The sequence below is a fragment of the Pandoraea commovens genome (assembly GCF_902459615.1).
Lineage (GTDB): Bacteria > Pseudomonadota > Gammaproteobacteria > Burkholderiales > Burkholderiaceae > Pandoraea > Pandoraea commovens.
This window is the reverse complement of record NZ_CABPSA010000003.1, coordinates 475,988-491,342: the sequence shown is the minus strand read 5'-3', so window position 1 is coordinate 491,342 and position 15,355 is coordinate 475,988. Positions and strand designations below refer to the sequence as shown.

Genomic DNA, 15,355 nt, shown 5'->3' with positions numbered 1-15,355 from the left:
ACCTAAGCTGAAAACATAACCATAAATGACGACCGGATTTCACACCGCAATGGGGATTGGCCTTGGACTTCGCTGCTATCGCTGCTAATACTGCCGACGCTGTCGGCACGGGCAGCTCACAACATTCATCTGCCCGCCGGGGCAACTTCCGTGGCCACTTCACCGCCGCGCTGAATCGCACTTTCTCGCAATACCGGACGCTCCTGCGTCGCGCGCTCGGGCTGCTGGTCCTGCTTGGCTTCGGGGCGCTCGCCGGGTGTCAGACCACGCCTGTGCACGGCCTGACGCCTGAGCAGATCGCAGCGCTCAAGTCGGAAGGCTTCACGCAGACGGACGAAGGCTGGGAGTTCGGGCTCTCGGACACGGTCCTCTTCGACACCGACAAGTTCGTGGTGCGCGACCCTGCGCGCGAGACGGTCACGCGCATCGGGCACACGCTGGTGAAGGTCGGACTCGACGCGGTGCGCGTCTACGGATACACCGACTCGGTCGGCAGCGATACCTACAACGAGCAGCTTTCGGCACGCCGTGCCGACGCTGTGGCCGGTGTGCTGGCTGAGGCAGGCGTCAAGCGTGCAGGCATTCAGACGATCGGGGCGGGCAAGCGTAATCCGGTGGCCGACAACAGCACACCGGCAGGGCGCGCGCAGAACCGGCGTGTCGCCATCGTGATCTCGACGCGCTGACTTCAACGTACTGACTTCAACGTACTGACTTCGACGTACTGATTTCGACGTACTGATTCCTCTCGTCTTAGCTTGTCGGGTTTCGACACGCCAAACCGGGCGGCGGGGCCATGCCTGAAAGGTAATGTAAGTCCTTGCCAACGGCCGCAATCAGGCACAATGACGGCTGCTGCCCGAATCATCCATGTTGGCCTACGCTGTTTTCATGCTCCCGACGTTGTCTACGTTCAAGAACTTCTGGCTTCCCGCTGCCGAGGGCTCGTCCCGAGTGCAACGTGCTTTGCGCGTCGCGCTGACCGTGTTCGCGGCCACCCTCGCCGGTGTGTCCTCGACGGCGTTTGCTCAGGGGCAGGGCGCATTGAATGTTCAGAACGCACGCGTCGGGGCATGGGCGACGGCCCCGCAAGCCGTCGCGCAGCATCCGGCGGCGCCTTCGTTCAACCGGGCACCGGCCGCAGGTGGACGCACCGTCCGTCAGATCGTCTATCCCACGCTGTCCGGCAACGATGTCCGCGTGCGGTTCTCGAACGCTTACGGCACACAGCCGCTGATCATCGAACGCGCGAGCCTCGCTGTCTCCACACGCGGTGCATCCATCGACGCGGGCACGGTGCGAGGCCTGACGTTCGGCGGGCAACCGGCGGCGCGCATTGCACCGGGCGCGTCGCTCGAAAGCGACCCGTTGCCGTTCGCTGTGCGTGCCGGAACGCCGCTGGCCGTCAGTCTTTTCACCCAAGAATCATCGAAGACGCCCACCACGTGGCACAAGATCGCGCAGCAAACCGCCTTTCTGAGCGGCGCGGGGGATTTCGTCGATAACGCACAGGCGGCATCGTTCCCCACGCGCTTCACGAATACGTTGTGGCTGGCCGGGCTGAGCGTCGTGCCCGATGCCCCGTCGCACGCCATCGTCGCGATTGGCGATTCGATCACGGACGGCATGCGCAGCACGCTGAACGCCAATCGTCGCTGGCCGGATGGGTTGGTGCGTCGTCTGGACGCCGCCGGGCGACGCGATATCGCAGTACTCAATCTCGGCATCAGCGGCAATCGCTTGCTGCACGATTCGGCCTGCTACGGCGAGCGGCTGGTGGCGCGCTTTCGTCGCGACGCGCTGGAGCAGCCCGGTGTGAAGACGGTCGTCGTGCAGGTCGGCATCAACGACATCAATTTCGGTTACGTGCCGCCGCACGGTGGGCTCGATTGCGACGTGCCGCACGTGATCGTGACCGCGCCGGAGATGATCGCGGGCTATCAGTCGCTGATTGCGGCGGCGCACGCCCGCAACGTGCGCATTGTCGGCACCACGATCCCGCCGGGCAAACTGCCGCCTGAGCGCGAAGCCGTGCGTGAGGCCGTCAATCAGTGGGTCCGTACCGGCGGCGCGTTCGATGGCGTGATCGATTTCGACGCGGCATTACGCGATCCGTCGCAACCGACACGCATGCTGCCGCGCCTGGATAGCGGTGACGGCACGCACCCGAGCGACGCCGGTTACGCTGCGATGGCAGACGCCGTGTCGCTGCCGCTGATTCTTGGTAGCGGTGCGAAGACGCAACCGTCGGGAGCCACGCGCTGACGTCTGTCAGCGGCCCCCGTCGATCACCATCACGCAGCATCAAGCACGTTCAAGCACCTTCAAGCACCTTCAAGCACCTTCAAGCACCTTCAAGCAGCGTCACTATCAGCGCTCGCGTTTCACGCCGACCGTCACCTGTTGCAGCCGACTGACGTCCGGCGACTGCAGCCATTCCGGATGCGCGAGGCAATGGCGGAACATCGCCGTGGCGTCGTCCCCCCAGTACAACTCTCCGTTATAAGCAAACGTCGGCACGCCGAACACCCCGGCGGCAATCGCCCCTTCGGTGTTCTCGCGAAGCGCCGCTTTGACTTCGGGCGATTCTGCGCGCGCTGTCGCGTCGTCGGGACGCAGGCCGAGGCGCTCGCTCAGATCGGCCCAGCCCTGCGGGTCGGTCACGTCGCGTCCCTCCGCCCAGATGAAGCGGAAGATCGTGCGCACGACGTCGTGCGTCGCGCCTAACGCAACCGCCAGGCGCAACACGCGAATCGGATGGAACGGGTGCACCGGCGGCATCCGGTACGCAATGCCGTCCTGCTCGGCGCGAAACTGCGCCATGCGATAGGTAAAGATGCGCTTATACGGCGTCTCTGCCGGTCCCTGCGTCTGCAAGTGCACGAGGATCGCGCCCAGCACGATGGGTTTGAGTTCGATGTCGAGCGTGCGCGGCAGCGTATCGAAGCGCTCGAATTGCAGGTATGCGAACGGGGAGGCGAAGTCGAAATACCACTGGGCGTGACGGACGGGGGTGTCGGCAGTCTGCGACATGGGGCGCGGTCTCCTGTGTAGAAATTTTTCTCGGCGCGTGCGACTTGACGCTCGGGACAGTGTACCGGGACCGCGCGAACGTCGCTAAAACCCTCATGGAATCAGTGGCTTATCATTGCTCTGAAGATTTATCGGAATTTTGGATGTTTTGTATCCGATATAACGATTTTTATTATTGAAGCGGAGTTTTTAGACTGGCACTCATTCGCAAGGAGTGCCCGACATGACAACAAAAACCCACGCTGCAACGCCCGCTTCGGCCAGCCGTCCCGACACGCTGGTGCCGGATCAGCACAACCCTTGGGCGGGCCTTATTCTGTCGACCGTGATTGCTTTCGTGGCGCTGTTGCTGGGGCGTCAGATGCCGCTCGTCGGCGGTCCGGTGTTCGGCATTCTGCTCGGCATTCTCGTGCGTAATATCTTCGCCCCGGGCGCACGTTACGAGTCCGGCATCAAATTCGCATCGAAGTACGTGCTTCAGTGGTCAATCATCGCACTGGGCTTCGGTCTGTCCCTGTCGCAGGTGGCGCACACTGGGCTCGAATCGCTCGCCGTGACTGCTGTGACGATCACCGCCGCCGGTTTGTCGGCCTGGGGACTGGGTCGACTGCTGGGCGTGCCCGACAAGCTCAAGCTGCTCATCGGCGTGGGCACGGCCATTTGCGGTGGTTCGGCGATTGCCGCCGTCACGCCCATCGTGAAGCCGGACGATCACGAAACGGCGTTCGCCATCTCGACCATCTTCCTGTTCAATATCGCCGCCGTGCTGCTGTTCCCGGTGCTCGGTCACGCGCTGCATCTCTCGGATCTGGGCTTCGGCATGTGGGCTGGTACGGCAATCAACGACACGTCGTCGGTGGTGGCAGCCGGTTACAGCTACAGCAAGGCGGCTGGCGACTACGCCACGATCGTCAAGCTGACCCGTGCCACGTTGATCATCCCGATCTGTCTGACGCTGGCCGCCATCGTGGCTTACCGCGCCAAGCGCGCCGGTGCCGGTAACTTCAGCCTTGCCCGCATCTTCCCGTGGTTCATCCTCGGCTTCCTGATCGCATCGGGCATCCGCACGGCAGGCCTCGTGCCCCCTGCGCTGCAACCGTGGATTCACGACGCTGCCGAATTCCTGATCATCGTGGCGCTCACCGCCATCGGACTGTCGTCGAACCTGCGCCGCATGGCATCGACCGGTGTGCGTCCGATCCTGCTCGGACTGGGCGTCTGGGCGGCGGTGTCGGTCAGCAGCCTCGTGGTGCAACTGACGATGGGGCAACTCTGAGATAGCGGCAAGGATGAGACCCCGACGTTAGGGCAGACCCGGCGGGCAAGCCGGGTTTCGTCGCCTAGAATGCAAACACGGACGGCCGCCGGTCGTCCGTGATGCATTTTCGGCGTTTCCGGGAGGCCGTTATGTCAACCTCATTCGGCGAGATCTGGTACACCATCGGCGCACTCGTGCTGATCGCCGTGCTTGCGGGCATGGTGTGGGAGATGGGGGTCTGGTGGACACGTCACCCGGATAGTCCTGCGGTGAAGCGTCTTGAGCACGCGTGGGCACGCATCCGTCACCCACGGCACTGATTCACGGTTTCAACGGTACTGGCGCGAGGCCGGACGTCTCAGTCCAGCTTGAGATGTTGCGGGACGTTGGCGTCCCAGCGCGCAAGGTCTTCAAGCGGGTAGGGCTTGCTGCCGTGCAGCGCGCGTTTGATGCGGCTCTTGCCGCTCGGCATCGGCACGTTGGGCAGTGCCGCGCCTGCGGGCGTGCCCGCGAGATCGAGATAGTCGCGCTTGAACTCGGCCTGCGTCATCCCCCACTTCATCAGGAATTCGCGACTGCCGCGATTCTTCACCACGCGTCCGGTCGAGCGGCAACCGAAGTGATAGACCACACTCTTGCCGACGATACGAAACGTCCGGCAGCCGACCAGCCAGAGCTTCATCAGGAAGTCGTCGTCGCTGCTCATGCCGGGGCCGAACTCGATGCTGTAGCCGCCGACCAGATGCCACAACGCGCGGCTCACGAGCGTGGGTTGCGTCGGTACGCCATTCACGTCACTGCGTCCCAGCGAGGCGGCGAAGGCGAGCATCGCAGCTTCGTCGAACGTCTCCGGCGTGGTGCCGAAATCCTTCGAAACGACTTGCTTGCTGACCCCGGCGTTGGGCTCGACCATGACCGACGAGAGGTAATAGACGGGCGTGCCGAGTGCCTGGAGCGCGCGGGCGGCATCGATGAGTGCGGTATCCCAGCCGGGCGTGACGAACATGTCGTCGTTCAGGAACAGCAACTGATCGTGCGACGCGAGCGGTGCGAGCTGATTGAGCGCGAGGCAAACACCCACGTTGCCGCTGCTGTGCGTGTGACGCAAGCCCTGCTCGCGCACCCAGTCGAGCGTGCCGTCGCTGCCGTCGTTGACGTGCACGAGAATCTCGTGCGCCTCGCCGGAGTGTCGGCGAACGCTATCGATGCACAGCTTAAGGAACGGCAGGTTGTTCCAGGTGGGAATCAGGATGCTTAGCATGGGGGAACAGCGCTATCGCCTGGCAACGGGCGATTTGTCATCTGAGGAGCCGACAGGATAGGCGAACGCGGCAAACAGAGCCAGCATCGTCGCATAGAAGGCGACCGTCACCTTGAGGTTGAAGGTCTCCACGGTCAGTCCGAAGACGGCGAAGGCGACGGCCGTCATCAATCCCATCAACGCCGCGCGATTCTTGACGCGGTCGTGTTCCAATTGCGCCGAGCGAATGAAGAAGATGGCCGGGCCGAGGTAGACGCCGAGAATGCACAGCAGGCCAAGCAATCCGTAATCGACGAAATAGGCGAGGATCTGATTGTGCACTTCGCCCTTGCCAAGATCGGCGGCCTGCGGGGTCAATTCGCCGGATGCCGCCATGGCGGGCATTGCATCGCGATACCCATGCGCGCCGAGGCCGAGCAACGGGTGCTTACCGATGAGTTTGCCGGCGACCTTCCACAATTCGACCCGGATACCGGTCGAGGTGTTGGGGTTGCCTGCGGAAAGACTGACGAGATCCGATCGGATCATCTCGAAGCGGTCGCGCACGACATGCGAGCTGAAGGTGGCTGCCAGCAGCACCACGGCGAAGACGCCGATCGTCACGCGCCGCGCGGCGCTCAGCGGCTGATTGCGCCACAGCAGCCAGACGACCAGCAGCACCGGCAGCACGATCCAGCCGCCCCGGGACTGGCTGGCCCAAGACGCGTAGCAGCCTGCGGCAGCCCCCAGCAGCTTGAATGCGACGATCCACGGCTTGTCGTGCGACAGCCAATGAATCGACACGACCGACAGAATGCCCAGAAGGACGGCGATATCGCCAAAGTGGATCGGGTTCAGGAACGAGCTTTCGGCGCGCGCGGCGAGAATGTCCGCGGTGGAATACCAGGCCATGACGGCAGCGCAAATGGCGCCGGTGGCGAACGACAGATCTGTCCACTTCGGCATGACGTCGACGATCCGACGCAGCCCGAGGAATACGAAGGTGGCGAGCAGGAAGCGCAGGGGGGAGTCGAGGGTGTTCGCGACAATCCGCCCGTGCAGAATTTCGACGAGCAGAATCGAGAAAAACGGCAGCAGCAGCGCGACGAGCAGCAGGCGGACGTGGGGATTCGCGCGTACGAGCGAACAGATTTCGCCTCGTTCGCGGCCCGTGAAAAGGACGATGGCGCCAAGGGCCACCGTCAGGAACATCGCCGTGTTCCCGCCGCGTGGAACGACCAGGGAAACGGCGGGAAACAGCAGGATCAGCGTGCCGAAAATGTTGGCAAAAAGGTGCCGACGGGGAATCGGTGCCGGCGCGGCGGACTTGCTCATTGGTTACCAGGCAGACTGCGGGAATTTACTTTGCACGAAGTATGCCAGAAATGCCCACAGCGCCACGGTTTCCGTCGACGCCACGCAACGCCCAAAACATCGATCTGCTCAAAATTTCACAATTACAGATTCATCGCGCCGAGAACGCCGCACAAATGGAGCGCCACGTGCGTCCAGGCCGCTTCGTCATAATTGTTACCGTCGCGCGCCAGTTGTTGCGCTTCGTGGAACGTGCGCCAGATCGCTGCGGCGCTCGACGGCGTGCCGCCTGCCAACTGATATTGCCGTTGCAGCGCTTCGGCCAGCCAGGGCTGATCCTGCGCGCAGGCCTCGGCGTAGGCTTCGACCGCAATGCGGGCGTACGGATCGCCTGCCGGATCGAGGACGACCGGCTGGCGTGCACGGGCGGACGAATGGGCCGAGGACGGCATGGTAGCCAGGGCGTGCCGCTCGGCGGCGCTGTGACGGGTGTGGTGATGTTTCATGGTCTCGTCTCGTTGGCCGCGCCAGGGCCGCTGGCGCGGAATCACTTACGTGGACTCAGTCGTTTTCCATATTGCGGATAAACAGCATGGCCGCATGCTTGGCCTGATCGATGCTCGAATACGTCCGGCCGTCCATCGGCCAGATGTCGACCAGCACCGCATAGCTGCCGGGATTCTCAGCCTGCATGATGCGGATGTAATGCTGCCGGAACACGCAACGCGCGAGTTCCACTGTCGGATGCGGTCGGCGGAAATGGGCGCTTGACATGACAGTCTCCAGAGATTTGGCCCTCCGGCCTCGACGGGCCGTTGCAAAATACTCAGCAAATCCCGTGCCAATTCTCTTGAAGCCATTAACTGCTTGATTTGTAAGGAGTGTGGGCGAACGCGGCGCGCGCCGATATCAAAAAACGTTACGGAAACGAAACACGGCAGGAACGCGCTGCCGTAACAGTGGCCCGTGGGGTGGCGGCGGATGTGGGCGAGGGATGCCGAACGTGATTCGTGTTTCATGGGTGGAATGTGGCGGGCGACGTCTTTTGTGTTCCCGCTAAAATGCGCATTTCCCCAAGACTTCTGCGTAGACAAGTCATCACGTCTGCGTTCCTATGCCGCATGAATCTGCGTTTTCTCGAAACCTTCGTCTGGCTCGCCAAGCTGCGTAATTTCCGGCTGACGGCCGAACGTCTGCACACGACGCAGGCGGGGGTGTCGAGCCGGATTGCATCGCTGGAACAGAGTTTCGGCGTGCGCCTGTTCGACCGGAGCGCGCGCGAGGTCACGCTCACGGCCGCAGGCCAGAAAGCGTTGGCGTATGCCGAGCGCATCGTCATGCTCGGGCAAGAGATGAAGCGAGAACTGAGCGATCCGGACATGCCGCCGGGCGTGCTCAAAATCGGCGTCGTCGAGTCCATCGTGCACAGCTGGTTTCCGGATCTGGCGGCGCGAATTCACCGTGAATATCCGCAACTCGAAATCGAGGTCACGAGCGAGACGACCATCAATCTGTGCAAGCAGCTTGAGGCGGGCACGCTCGATCTCGTATTGCAGACGGACATGCAACACGGTGCTGGCGTCGAAAACCTTCCGTTGGCCGAATTCCCGATGCGCTGGGTCGCGAGCCCCAAGCTCAATCTGGAGGGCGAAACGCTCGACGTGGCCGACCTGGCCGCGTATCCGTTGGTGAGCTTTTCGCGCAATTCCGGGCCGCACAAGACGCTGGAGCGCATGTTCTCGGTCGCCGCCGAACGGCCGGTGCGGGTGAACTGCATGACGTCGGTCGCGGCAATCATCCGGCTGGTGGCCGACGGGTTCGGGGTGGCGATGCTGCCGCCCGCCATCATCCAGCGCGAACTGGGTGAGCACAGCCTGCATTTGCTGCGTGTGAACGCCAACTTTCCCAATCTGCCGCTGGTCGGCTCGTTCCGCACGGGCGCGCTGCTCGCCGAGAACGTGGCGCGTCTGGCGCAGCGCACGGCCAGCGAGTTCGCCCTGAACATGGGGCCGGATATCGCGATTCCCCCCGCCGCTGCCATGACCGCCCCGGCATGGGGCGCGACCGACGCCTGAGCCACCCGGCACGAAACAGCGAAACGCCGCACGAAGGCCCCGCCCGGCAAGGGTTTGGGGCCGGTCATAAGAATTTGCTGTCGCCGCGAATTTGATTTCTTGTTGGACGCTCCCATCCATCGTTTTGCACACTCAAATGGACGGTCGGCCTCATGCGTGCTGATGCTGCTTAGCGGCGCACCCCGGCCGGCCCCCGATTGTCGACACCGATGGATGCCTCATGACTGTGACCACCCCGCGCGCCCAACTCTGTATCTGGACGAATATCGATCCGGCCTTCGAAACCGATTTCAACCGCTGGTACGACCGCGAACACATGCAGGAGCGCGTCGCGATTCCGGGCTTCCAGTTCGCCCGACGCTTCAAGGCGCTGCATGACAGCGCACGTCCTTACCTCGCGCTGTACTGCACACAGGACGCTGGCGTGTTCACCAGCGAGCCGTATGCGCAGGCCTTCAATCATCAGACGGAATGGTCGCTGCGCAACTTTGCGCGCATGCAGGGCACGCAACGCCGCGTCGGCACGCTCGATGTAGAGGCCGGTGAAGGTCAGGGCGGCATGCTCGCTGCTTTCGTGCTGACGGAAGCGGCCGTGGCGCAGGCGCGCCCGCGTCTTGACGCCCAACTCACCGAAATCGCGCAGGGCGACGCCATCGTGCGCGCCACGCTTCAGGTCACCGTGCCCACGCTCTCCGTGTCGCTCACGGCGAAGGACGCCGCACTGCCGCCGGCCGACGCCGTCGTGCTCATCGAAGGCACCGATCCGGACGCCGTCCGTATCGCCGCCGAAACGCTGGCGGCGAGTTACGGCCTGCCCGCAACCGACGTGACCCGCTTCGCCATGCTGTGGCGTCTCGGTGCCAACGACGACTGACGTCGCGTTCTTCGTTCCCTTTGCTCCCCTACTCACGGGGTCGGCCTGCCCGGCTGATCCCGCGCACCCCCGGAGACATTCATGACAACGTATTCGAACACGCGGGACTCCCGGAACACACCGGACACCGGCACCGCATCAGGTGCCGCTGCCGCGCCCGCCAAACAAGGCGCGAACAAGGGCAGGCTGGCGACGGCCAGCATGGTCGGCACCACGCTTGAGTGGTACGACTTCACGGTCTACAACACGCTTGCCGCACTCGTCTTCAACCATCTGTTCTTCCCCTCGATGGACCCGCTCGCGGGCACCATCCTCGCCTTGTCGACGTACGCCGTCGGCTACGTCTCGCGCCCGCTGGGCGGCTTCGTGTTCGGCAACCTCGGCGACAAGATCGGACGACGTGCCGTACTGGTGCTAACACTCGTCGTTATGGGCCTGACCACGGGCCTGATGGGCCTGCTGCCGACCTATGCCTCGATCGGCATCTGGAGCCCGGTGCTGCTCGTCGCATTGCGTTTCGTGCAGGGCGTGGCGCTGGGCGGCGAATGGGCCGGTGCGGTGCTGCTCTCGGTCGAGCATGGCGATCAGCGCAAGCGCGGGTTGAATGCCTCGTGGACGCAGGTCGGGCCGTCGTTCGGCACGCTGCTCGCGACCGGTCTGATTGCGCTCATCACGCTGTCGATTTCGCCGGACGAGTTCCTCGCCTGGGGCTGGCGCATGCCGTTCCTGCTGAGCCTCGTGCTGGTGGCGTTCGGCCTGTGGGTGCGTCGCGGCGTGGAAGAAACGCCGATGTTCGAAGAGATGCAGCATTCGGACCGTCAGGCGGAAATGCCGATTGCGGACGTCTTCCGTAAGCACTGGCGCAACCTGCTGGTCGCGGGCGGCTCGCGTATCGGCTCGGACGTGCTCTATGCGTTGATGGTCGTCTTTACGCTGACGTATGTGACCGGCACGCTGCACCTGTCGCGACCGCTGGCGCTCACGGCGGTGCTCGTCGGCACCGCGTTCAATGCGCTGACGGTGCCGCTATTCGGCGCGCTTTCCGACAAGCTGGGCCGCCGCCCGGTGTATGGCTTTGGCGTGCTGTGCGCAGTGGTCTGGGCCTATGGTTTCTTCGTGTTGCTCGACACGTCGAGCCCGGCGCTGATCGTGCTGTCCGTGGTGATCGGTCTTGTGATCCACGCGATCATGTACGGCCCGCAGGCGGCGTTCGTCACAGAGCAGTTCCCGACACGCGTGCGCTACGCCGGGTCGTCGCTGGCTTACACGCTGGCGGGCATTCTCGGCGGTGGCTTTGCGCCGCTGATCATCGTGACGCTCTACAAGGAATACGGCACGACGCTGTCGGTGTCGCTGTACGTGACGGCGGCGCTCGCCATCACGGCCATCGCGTTGTTCGCGGCGAAGGAGACGGCCCACAAGCCGCTTCGCGACTGATGTAACCGACATCGGATAATCGACGGCACGCTCTCGGGCGTGCCGTTGTCGTTTGGGGCGTCTTCATGCGGCGTCGTTATCGGCAACGCGCTGCTTCACTGCGTCGGCGTCACTGCGTCGGCGCGCACAACTCCGTGAGACTGGCGAGATCGCCACGTTGCGCGAGTTGATGGACGTGACGAGCGAAGACGTCGTACTGCGGGGCCTGTGTGCTGAGATCGCGCGACCAGTCCATCAGATCGGTAATCGCCCCCATCGCGATCAGCTGACGGGCTTCCACCAGCCGCTCGCGCGGCGGACGCACCATGGCACGCTCCTGTTCCACTTCGCTCGCCGGTACCTCGTCACGTTGCAGGTCGAGCAGACGCGCCAGCGTGTTGCGCAGGTCCGCCAGTTCGACGGGCTTGAGCAGACACGCGTCATAGCCGTGCTCGCTACCGTCCCCCTCGCTGCCTGCGCCCGCAACGACCTGCGGCGACGCGGAGACAGCCAGCACAGGCACATCGGGCCAGCGACGGCGCGCGGCGCGTGCCACCGCCAGTCCGTCGGCGTTGGGCATCATGTGGTCCGTCAGCACGAGGTCCGGCTGCGGCGCTTTGGGATTGCCCAGCGCGGCGATGAGCGCCACGCCGTCGCCGAAGGTGCTCACGGTAAAGCTCAGACTGGCCAGTTCGTCATGCAGGAATTGGCGGATTTCGGGGGAGTCTTCGGCGAGCCAGATGTGATACCCCGTGCCGTCGAGCGACGGCAAGGCGTGCGTGGCGCCCGCGAACGATTGCGGCACGAGATCCGCTTCGCGCGCCACGCGCAGCGGTAAGGTGAACGTCACCTTCGTGCCGACATCAGGCTGGCTGTCGATCACGATAGTGCCGTCCATGCGCTCGATCCATTGCCTGACGATGGCGAGTCCCAGCCCCACGCCGGGCAGACGCCGCGCGCGGTCGAGCCGGGCGAACGGTTCGAACACACGCGGCAGGTCGTCCTTTGCAATGCCACAGCCGGAGTCCTCTACGCCGAAGCTCACATGCACGATGTCCGCGCGTGTTGCGTCGGGGGTGGCGGACAGCGACAACGTGATCGTGCCGTCCGAGGTGTACTTCGCCGCGTTGTCGAGCAGATTGCCGAGCACCTGACGCACTCGCTTGGCGTCGAAGGCCAACAGCGGCGGAAGCGGCGCACGTACGTCGAGCAGGAAGGCGTTGTCGTGCTTGCGTGCGAGGCTCATGCCTTCGTGCGCCATGCCGTCGACGAACGCGTGCGTGTAGACGGGGGCGACGTGCAGCGCGTCGGCTGCGCCACCGCCCGCGTATTCGATCAGGTCGTTGACCATCGCGAGCATGTGATGCGCGCTGCGACGGATGATGCGGCCGCGGTCGGCGTCTTCGCGTCCGCCCGATTGCACCAGATCGGCAAAGCCGATGATCGATGTGAGCGGCGTGCGCAGATCGTGGCTGATGCGCGCAAGGAAATCGCTCTTTGCGCTGTTGGCTTCGTCGGCGGCGATGAGGGCGGCTTGCAGTTCGCGCGTGCGGGTGTTGACGGCATTGGCCAGCCGCGCTTGTTCTTCGCGGCGCGTTTGCAGCACCTCGCGCTGTGCAGCACGTTGTTCGCGCACGAGTTCGCGCGAGCGTCCGGCCACGATGATGGTCAGCATCAGCAGCACGGAGAAATTGGTGCTCCATGCCATCGCAGTGTTGGCGAGCCAGTCCTCCGGCAGCAGGCCGTTGACGATCGCGAGCCGCCAGAACAGCACGAGACAACCAGGCGAGAACGAGAGCAGGCTCAGGCGTGCGTTCTTGAACCCGCGTCGCCAGCCGTCGGCCAGCGAGACGACCCAGATCACGTTGAAGACGGTGAGCAGTTGCAGATGCGTGAAGGCGGCCACACGGTGATCGCCGAACAGCACCCACAGCGCCATAAAGCCCATGAGGCCGATCATTGCGCGATAGACCCAGCGCCACAGGGTGACTCGCTCAAGGCCGGTGAAGATCATCAGCATCGCGCTGAACACGCCAGCGGTCAGCGTCGAGAAGAAGCTCGGCGCGCGCACGATGAACTCGCCGCCCTGCGGCAGGAAGTAGCGATACAGGAAGCCCTGGAACGCCATGTCCTGCGCCACCTGCGTGATGGTCGTGAGCGCGAGCAGCACGAACACCGGATCGCGGCGGGCGATGCCCAGTACGAACGCATAGAGCGCGATGGAGAGCATCGAACCGGCGAGCAACATGGCGATCATGGCGTTGCGCGATTCGGACTGACGGAAGTCGTCCGGCTGCCAGAACTGCGGCACGATGCTCACCGACGAGCGTGTCTCCACACGCAAGAGGAACGTGAGCCTTTCCCCCGGAAGGAGCGTGACGGGGAAGACCGACGTCTCGGACACGATAGGGTGCTGGTCGAGCGGCACGGTGTGTCCGGCGCGCCATATGTCGGCTGGCTGTGTTGCACCGAACGGCATCGCGTAGAAGCGCACATCCTCCAGACGCACGATGCCGACGCTTAACCACCGCGTGACGGGTTCGTTACTCGGATTCGAGACGTTACCCGTGAGCCAGAACGCCGAGCGGCTGTAGCCCGCATTGAGCATGTTTGGCACGACGTTGCGCCAGCCGGGTGCGGCGAGTGCCTGGGTGGCATCGAGGCGCCGGGTCGGGTCTTCGAGCAGGCGTAGCTGCCTGTCGAGCTTGAGGGGGGATGGCGCGTCGGCGAGATCGATGAAGCTCGGGGCGGGCTGAACGGCGGCAGGTGCGACGTTGGTGGCCGTCGTGGCTGTAGTGGCGGTGGTGGCGGTAGTAGCGGTCGCCGTGCCCGGCAGGCAGAACGTCACGACCAGCGCGACGAGCGCAATGAACGTGAGCGCGAAGCGCGTCAGCCAGAGAGAACGAGGCGAGGAGGCCCGGCGCGTCGCGTGCGCCGTTAAGTCCGATGGGGCAGTGCTCATGCCTGCGTCGATCCCGAATTGTCGGGTGCGATATACGTCTGTGCGCCCTGTTCGCGGAACCCGCTGGGCGGCATGCCGAAGCGTTCGCGGAAGGCCGTGGCGAAGTTGGCGGCGCTGGCGAAACCCACGGCGCTCGCAATGTCCTGCACGTCCAGCGACGTCTCGGAGAGCAGGCGTCGCGCCTCCTTCATGCGTTCTTCGCGCAGGAAGTCGAACACCGTCACGCCGACACAGCGGCGGAACGCGAGATTGAGACGGCGTGTGTTCGTGCCGACTGCGCTTGCCAAACCGGCCAGCTCGGGCGTCGTGCCGAGCTGGTCGAGCAGCAGCGCACGCGTGGCACGAAACAGCACGGCGTCGAGCGTGTGGGCCTGCACGGGGAGCGGTGCGTGTTTGTCGGTGTCGGCTGCGGTCGTGACGTTGGCTGTCGGCGCTGCGCCGTGGGCAGGCGTGGACGGTGTCGTCTTCAGATGGATCGACAGACGCAGCCGGACCTCTTCGAAGTCGTACGGTTTGGTGACGTAATCGACCGCACCGGCCGACAGGCCTGCGACGCGCTCGCCGGGCAAGGCGGCGGCCGTCAGAAAGATGAGCGGGATGTGGCGGGTGCCAGGGTCGGCCTTGAGCAGGCGGCACGCGCCGAGGCCATCGCAAACCGGCATGCGGATGTCCATGAGGATCAGATCGGGCTGCACGGTGCGCGCTTTGGTGTACCCGTCGCGCCCGTCTTGTGCGATGTAGACCCGGCAGCCTTGCTGGCTGAGGAAGTCCATCAGCAGCATGCGGTCTTCCTGATTGTCGTCGACGACGAGCACTCGCACGCCCGACAACTGACGGGCATGCGGCGACGCAGGCCATGCGCCGCTCTGACGCGGGGCTGCCGTCGCCACAGCAGCAGGCGTGGCGGACGTGGCTGGCGTGGCAGGCGACTGCGGGGGCAGGTGACGATCGCTCATGATGCTCGCCATTCTTTCACATTCGTCTGGATGCGCCGCACCGATCCGGGGCGAATATCGGCGCGCGGGAAATAAATTTCCACCGGGCAAACGAGAGATGCCGTCGGGCAAAGGTGAAGTCATGGCGCGCCGTACCGGCTCAGGTAAGGTCAACCGTCGGGTTCGCAGCGGCGGACGACCGGCGTGTAGGTGATCGGGGGGTCGTCTGCCGCTGGCGTGTGCCGCAG

General features: G+C 64.3%; 14 protein-coding genes. 7 read left to right on the top strand and 7 right to left on the bottom strand.

What is annotated here, in order from left to right; translation table 11 throughout:
* The first annotated feature begins 62 nt into the window (after positions 1 to 62).
* Positions 63 to 686, top strand: coding sequence for an outer membrane lipoprotein YfiB (gene yfiB / locus PCO31010_RS12565; RefSeq protein ID WP_308340624.1), 624 nt, complete (start codon positions 63 to 65; stop codon positions 684 to 686).
* Between the two features lie 184 nt (positions 687 to 870).
* Entirely contained in the window at positions 871 to 2,265 is a 1,395-nt protein-coding gene (locus PCO31010_RS12560) for an SGNH/GDSL hydrolase family protein (RefSeq protein WP_246184575.1), read from the top strand.
* 105 nt (positions 2,266 to 2,370) lie between these two features.
* On the opposite strand, the gene PCO31010_RS12555 is transcribed toward PCO31010_RS12560, so the two are convergent.
* Complete coding sequence (locus tag PCO31010_RS12555; protein WP_150664535.1) at positions 2,371 to 3,033, bottom strand: 2-hydroxychromene-2-carboxylate isomerase; 663 nt, start codon at positions 3,031 to 3,033, stop codon at positions 2,371 to 2,373.
* A gap of 223 nt (positions 3,034 to 3,256) precedes the next feature.
* Here PCO31010_RS12555 and PCO31010_RS12550 point away from each other — a divergent pair, with 223 nt between their 5' ends.
* Together PCO31010_RS12550 and PCO31010_RS26625 are read left to right on the top strand one after the other, a co-directional pair.
* The gene (locus tag PCO31010_RS12550) at positions 3,257 to 4,309 is read left to right on the top strand and encodes a YeiH family protein (RefSeq protein WP_150664534.1); all 1,053 of its coding nucleotides are present in this window, start codon (positions 3,257 to 3,259) and stop codon (positions 4,307 to 4,309) included.
* A gap of 131 nt (positions 4,310 to 4,440) precedes the next feature.
* Positions 4,441 to 4,611, top strand: a complete 171-nt coding sequence (locus PCO31010_RS26625) for a hypothetical protein (protein ID WP_157127433.1) — start codon at positions 4,441 to 4,443, stop codon at positions 4,609 to 4,611.
* Between the two features lie 38 nt (positions 4,612 to 4,649).
* Here PCO31010_RS26625 and PCO31010_RS12545 read toward each other — a convergent pair whose 3' ends face one another.
* From PCO31010_RS12545 to PCO31010_RS12530, 4 genes are all read right to left on the bottom strand, one after another.
* Entirely contained in the window at positions 4,650 to 5,552 is a 903-nt protein-coding gene (locus tag PCO31010_RS12545) for a glycosyltransferase family 2 protein (RefSeq protein ID WP_150664533.1), read from the bottom strand.
* 12 nt (positions 5,553 to 5,564) lie between these two features.
* Positions 5,565 to 6,866, bottom strand: coding sequence for an O-antigen ligase family protein (locus tag PCO31010_RS12540; RefSeq protein WP_150664532.1), 1,302 nt, complete (start codon positions 6,864 to 6,866; stop codon positions 5,565 to 5,567).
* A gap of 122 nt (positions 6,867 to 6,988) precedes the next feature.
* Positions 6,989 to 7,351 (bottom strand): hypothetical protein, encoded by a 363-nt coding sequence (locus PCO31010_RS12535; protein WP_150664531.1) that lies wholly within the window; start codon positions 7,349 to 7,351, stop codon positions 6,989 to 6,991.
* A 55-nt stretch (positions 7,352 to 7,406) separates the two neighbouring features.
* On the bottom strand, positions 7,407 to 7,619 hold the full coding sequence (locus PCO31010_RS12530; protein ID WP_150664530.1) for a hypothetical protein: 213 nt from the start codon (positions 7,617 to 7,619) through the stop codon (positions 7,407 to 7,409).
* Positions 7,620 to 7,966: 347 nt separating this feature from the next.
* Between PCO31010_RS12530 and PCO31010_RS12525 the strand changes: the two genes are divergently transcribed.
* From PCO31010_RS12525 to PCO31010_RS12515, 3 genes are all read left to right on the top strand, one after another.
* Positions 7,967 to 8,920 (top strand): LysR family transcriptional regulator, encoded by a 954-nt coding sequence (locus tag PCO31010_RS12525; RefSeq protein WP_039392975.1) that lies wholly within the window; start codon positions 7,967 to 7,969, stop codon positions 8,918 to 8,920.
* A 220-nt stretch (positions 8,921 to 9,140) separates the two neighbouring features.
* The gene (locus PCO31010_RS12520) at positions 9,141 to 9,794 is read left to right on the top strand and encodes a DUF4286 family protein (RefSeq protein ID WP_150664529.1); all 654 of its coding nucleotides are present in this window, start codon (positions 9,141 to 9,143) and stop codon (positions 9,792 to 9,794) included.
* Between the two features lie 81 nt (positions 9,795 to 9,875).
* Complete coding sequence (locus tag PCO31010_RS12515) at positions 9,876 to 11,231, top strand: MFS transporter (protein ID WP_246184574.1); 1,356 nt, start codon at positions 9,876 to 9,878, stop codon at positions 11,229 to 11,231.
* 109 nt (positions 11,232 to 11,340) lie between these two features.
* Here PCO31010_RS12515 and PCO31010_RS12510 read toward each other — a convergent pair whose 3' ends face one another.
* Together PCO31010_RS12510 and PCO31010_RS12505 are read right to left on the bottom strand one after the other, a co-directional pair.
* Positions 11,341 to 14,172, bottom strand: a complete 2,832-nt coding sequence (locus PCO31010_RS12510) for a hybrid sensor histidine kinase/response regulator (RefSeq protein ID WP_150664528.1) — start codon at positions 14,170 to 14,172, stop codon at positions 11,341 to 11,343.
* Entirely contained in the window at positions 14,169 to 14,954 is a 786-nt protein-coding gene (locus PCO31010_RS12505; protein ID WP_246184592.1) for a response regulator transcription factor, read from the bottom strand. The genes PCO31010_RS12510 and PCO31010_RS12505 overlap by 4 nt, the downstream gene beginning before the upstream one ends.
* Between the last annotated feature and the right edge of the window lie 401 nt (positions 14,955 to 15,355).

Bases quoted from the DNA above. Each gene is read 5' to 3' on its own strand.
- PCO31010_RS12560 (WP_246184575.1), top strand. From the start codon at position 871: ATGTTGGCCTACGCTGTTTTCATGCTCCCGACGTTGTCTACGTTCAAG.
- PCO31010_RS12555 (WP_150664535.1), bottom strand. From the start codon at position 3,033: ATGTCGCAGACTGCCGACACCCCCGTCCGTCACGCCCAGTGGTATTTC.
- PCO31010_RS12550 (WP_150664534.1), top strand. From the start codon at position 3,257: ATGACAACAAAAACCCACGCTGCAACGCCCGCTTCGGCCAGCCGTCCC.
- PCO31010_RS26625 (WP_157127433.1), top strand. From the start codon at position 4,441: ATGTCAACCTCATTCGGCGAGATCTGGTACACCATCGGCGCACTCGTG.
- PCO31010_RS12545 (WP_150664533.1), bottom strand. From the start codon at position 5,552: ATGCTAAGCATCCTGATTCCCACCTGGAACAACCTGCCGTTCCTTAAG.
- PCO31010_RS12540 (WP_150664532.1), bottom strand. From the start codon at position 6,866: ATGAGCAAGTCCGCCGCGCCGGCACCGATTCCCCGTCGGCACCTTTTT.
- PCO31010_RS12535 (WP_150664531.1), bottom strand. From the start codon at position 7,351: ATGAAACATCACCACACCCGTCACAGCGCCGCCGAGCGGCACGCCCTG.
- PCO31010_RS12530 (WP_150664530.1), bottom strand. From the start codon at position 7,619: ATGTCAAGCGCCCATTTCCGCCGACCGCATCCGACAGTGGAACTCGCG.
- PCO31010_RS12525 (WP_039392975.1), top strand. From the start codon at position 7,967: ATGAATCTGCGTTTTCTCGAAACCTTCGTCTGGCTCGCCAAGCTGCGT.
- PCO31010_RS12520 (WP_150664529.1), top strand. From the start codon at position 9,141: ATGACTGTGACCACCCCGCGCGCCCAACTCTGTATCTGGACGAATATC.
- PCO31010_RS12515 (WP_246184574.1), top strand. From the start codon at position 9,876: ATGACAACGTATTCGAACACGCGGGACTCCCGGAACACACCGGACACC.
- PCO31010_RS12510 (WP_150664528.1), bottom strand. From the start codon at position 14,172: ATGAGCACTGCCCCATCGGACTTAACGGCGCACGCGACGCGCCGGGCC.
- PCO31010_RS12505 (WP_246184592.1), bottom strand. From the start codon at position 14,954: ATGCTGCTGATGGACTTCCTCAGCCAGCAAGGCTGCCGGGTCTACATC.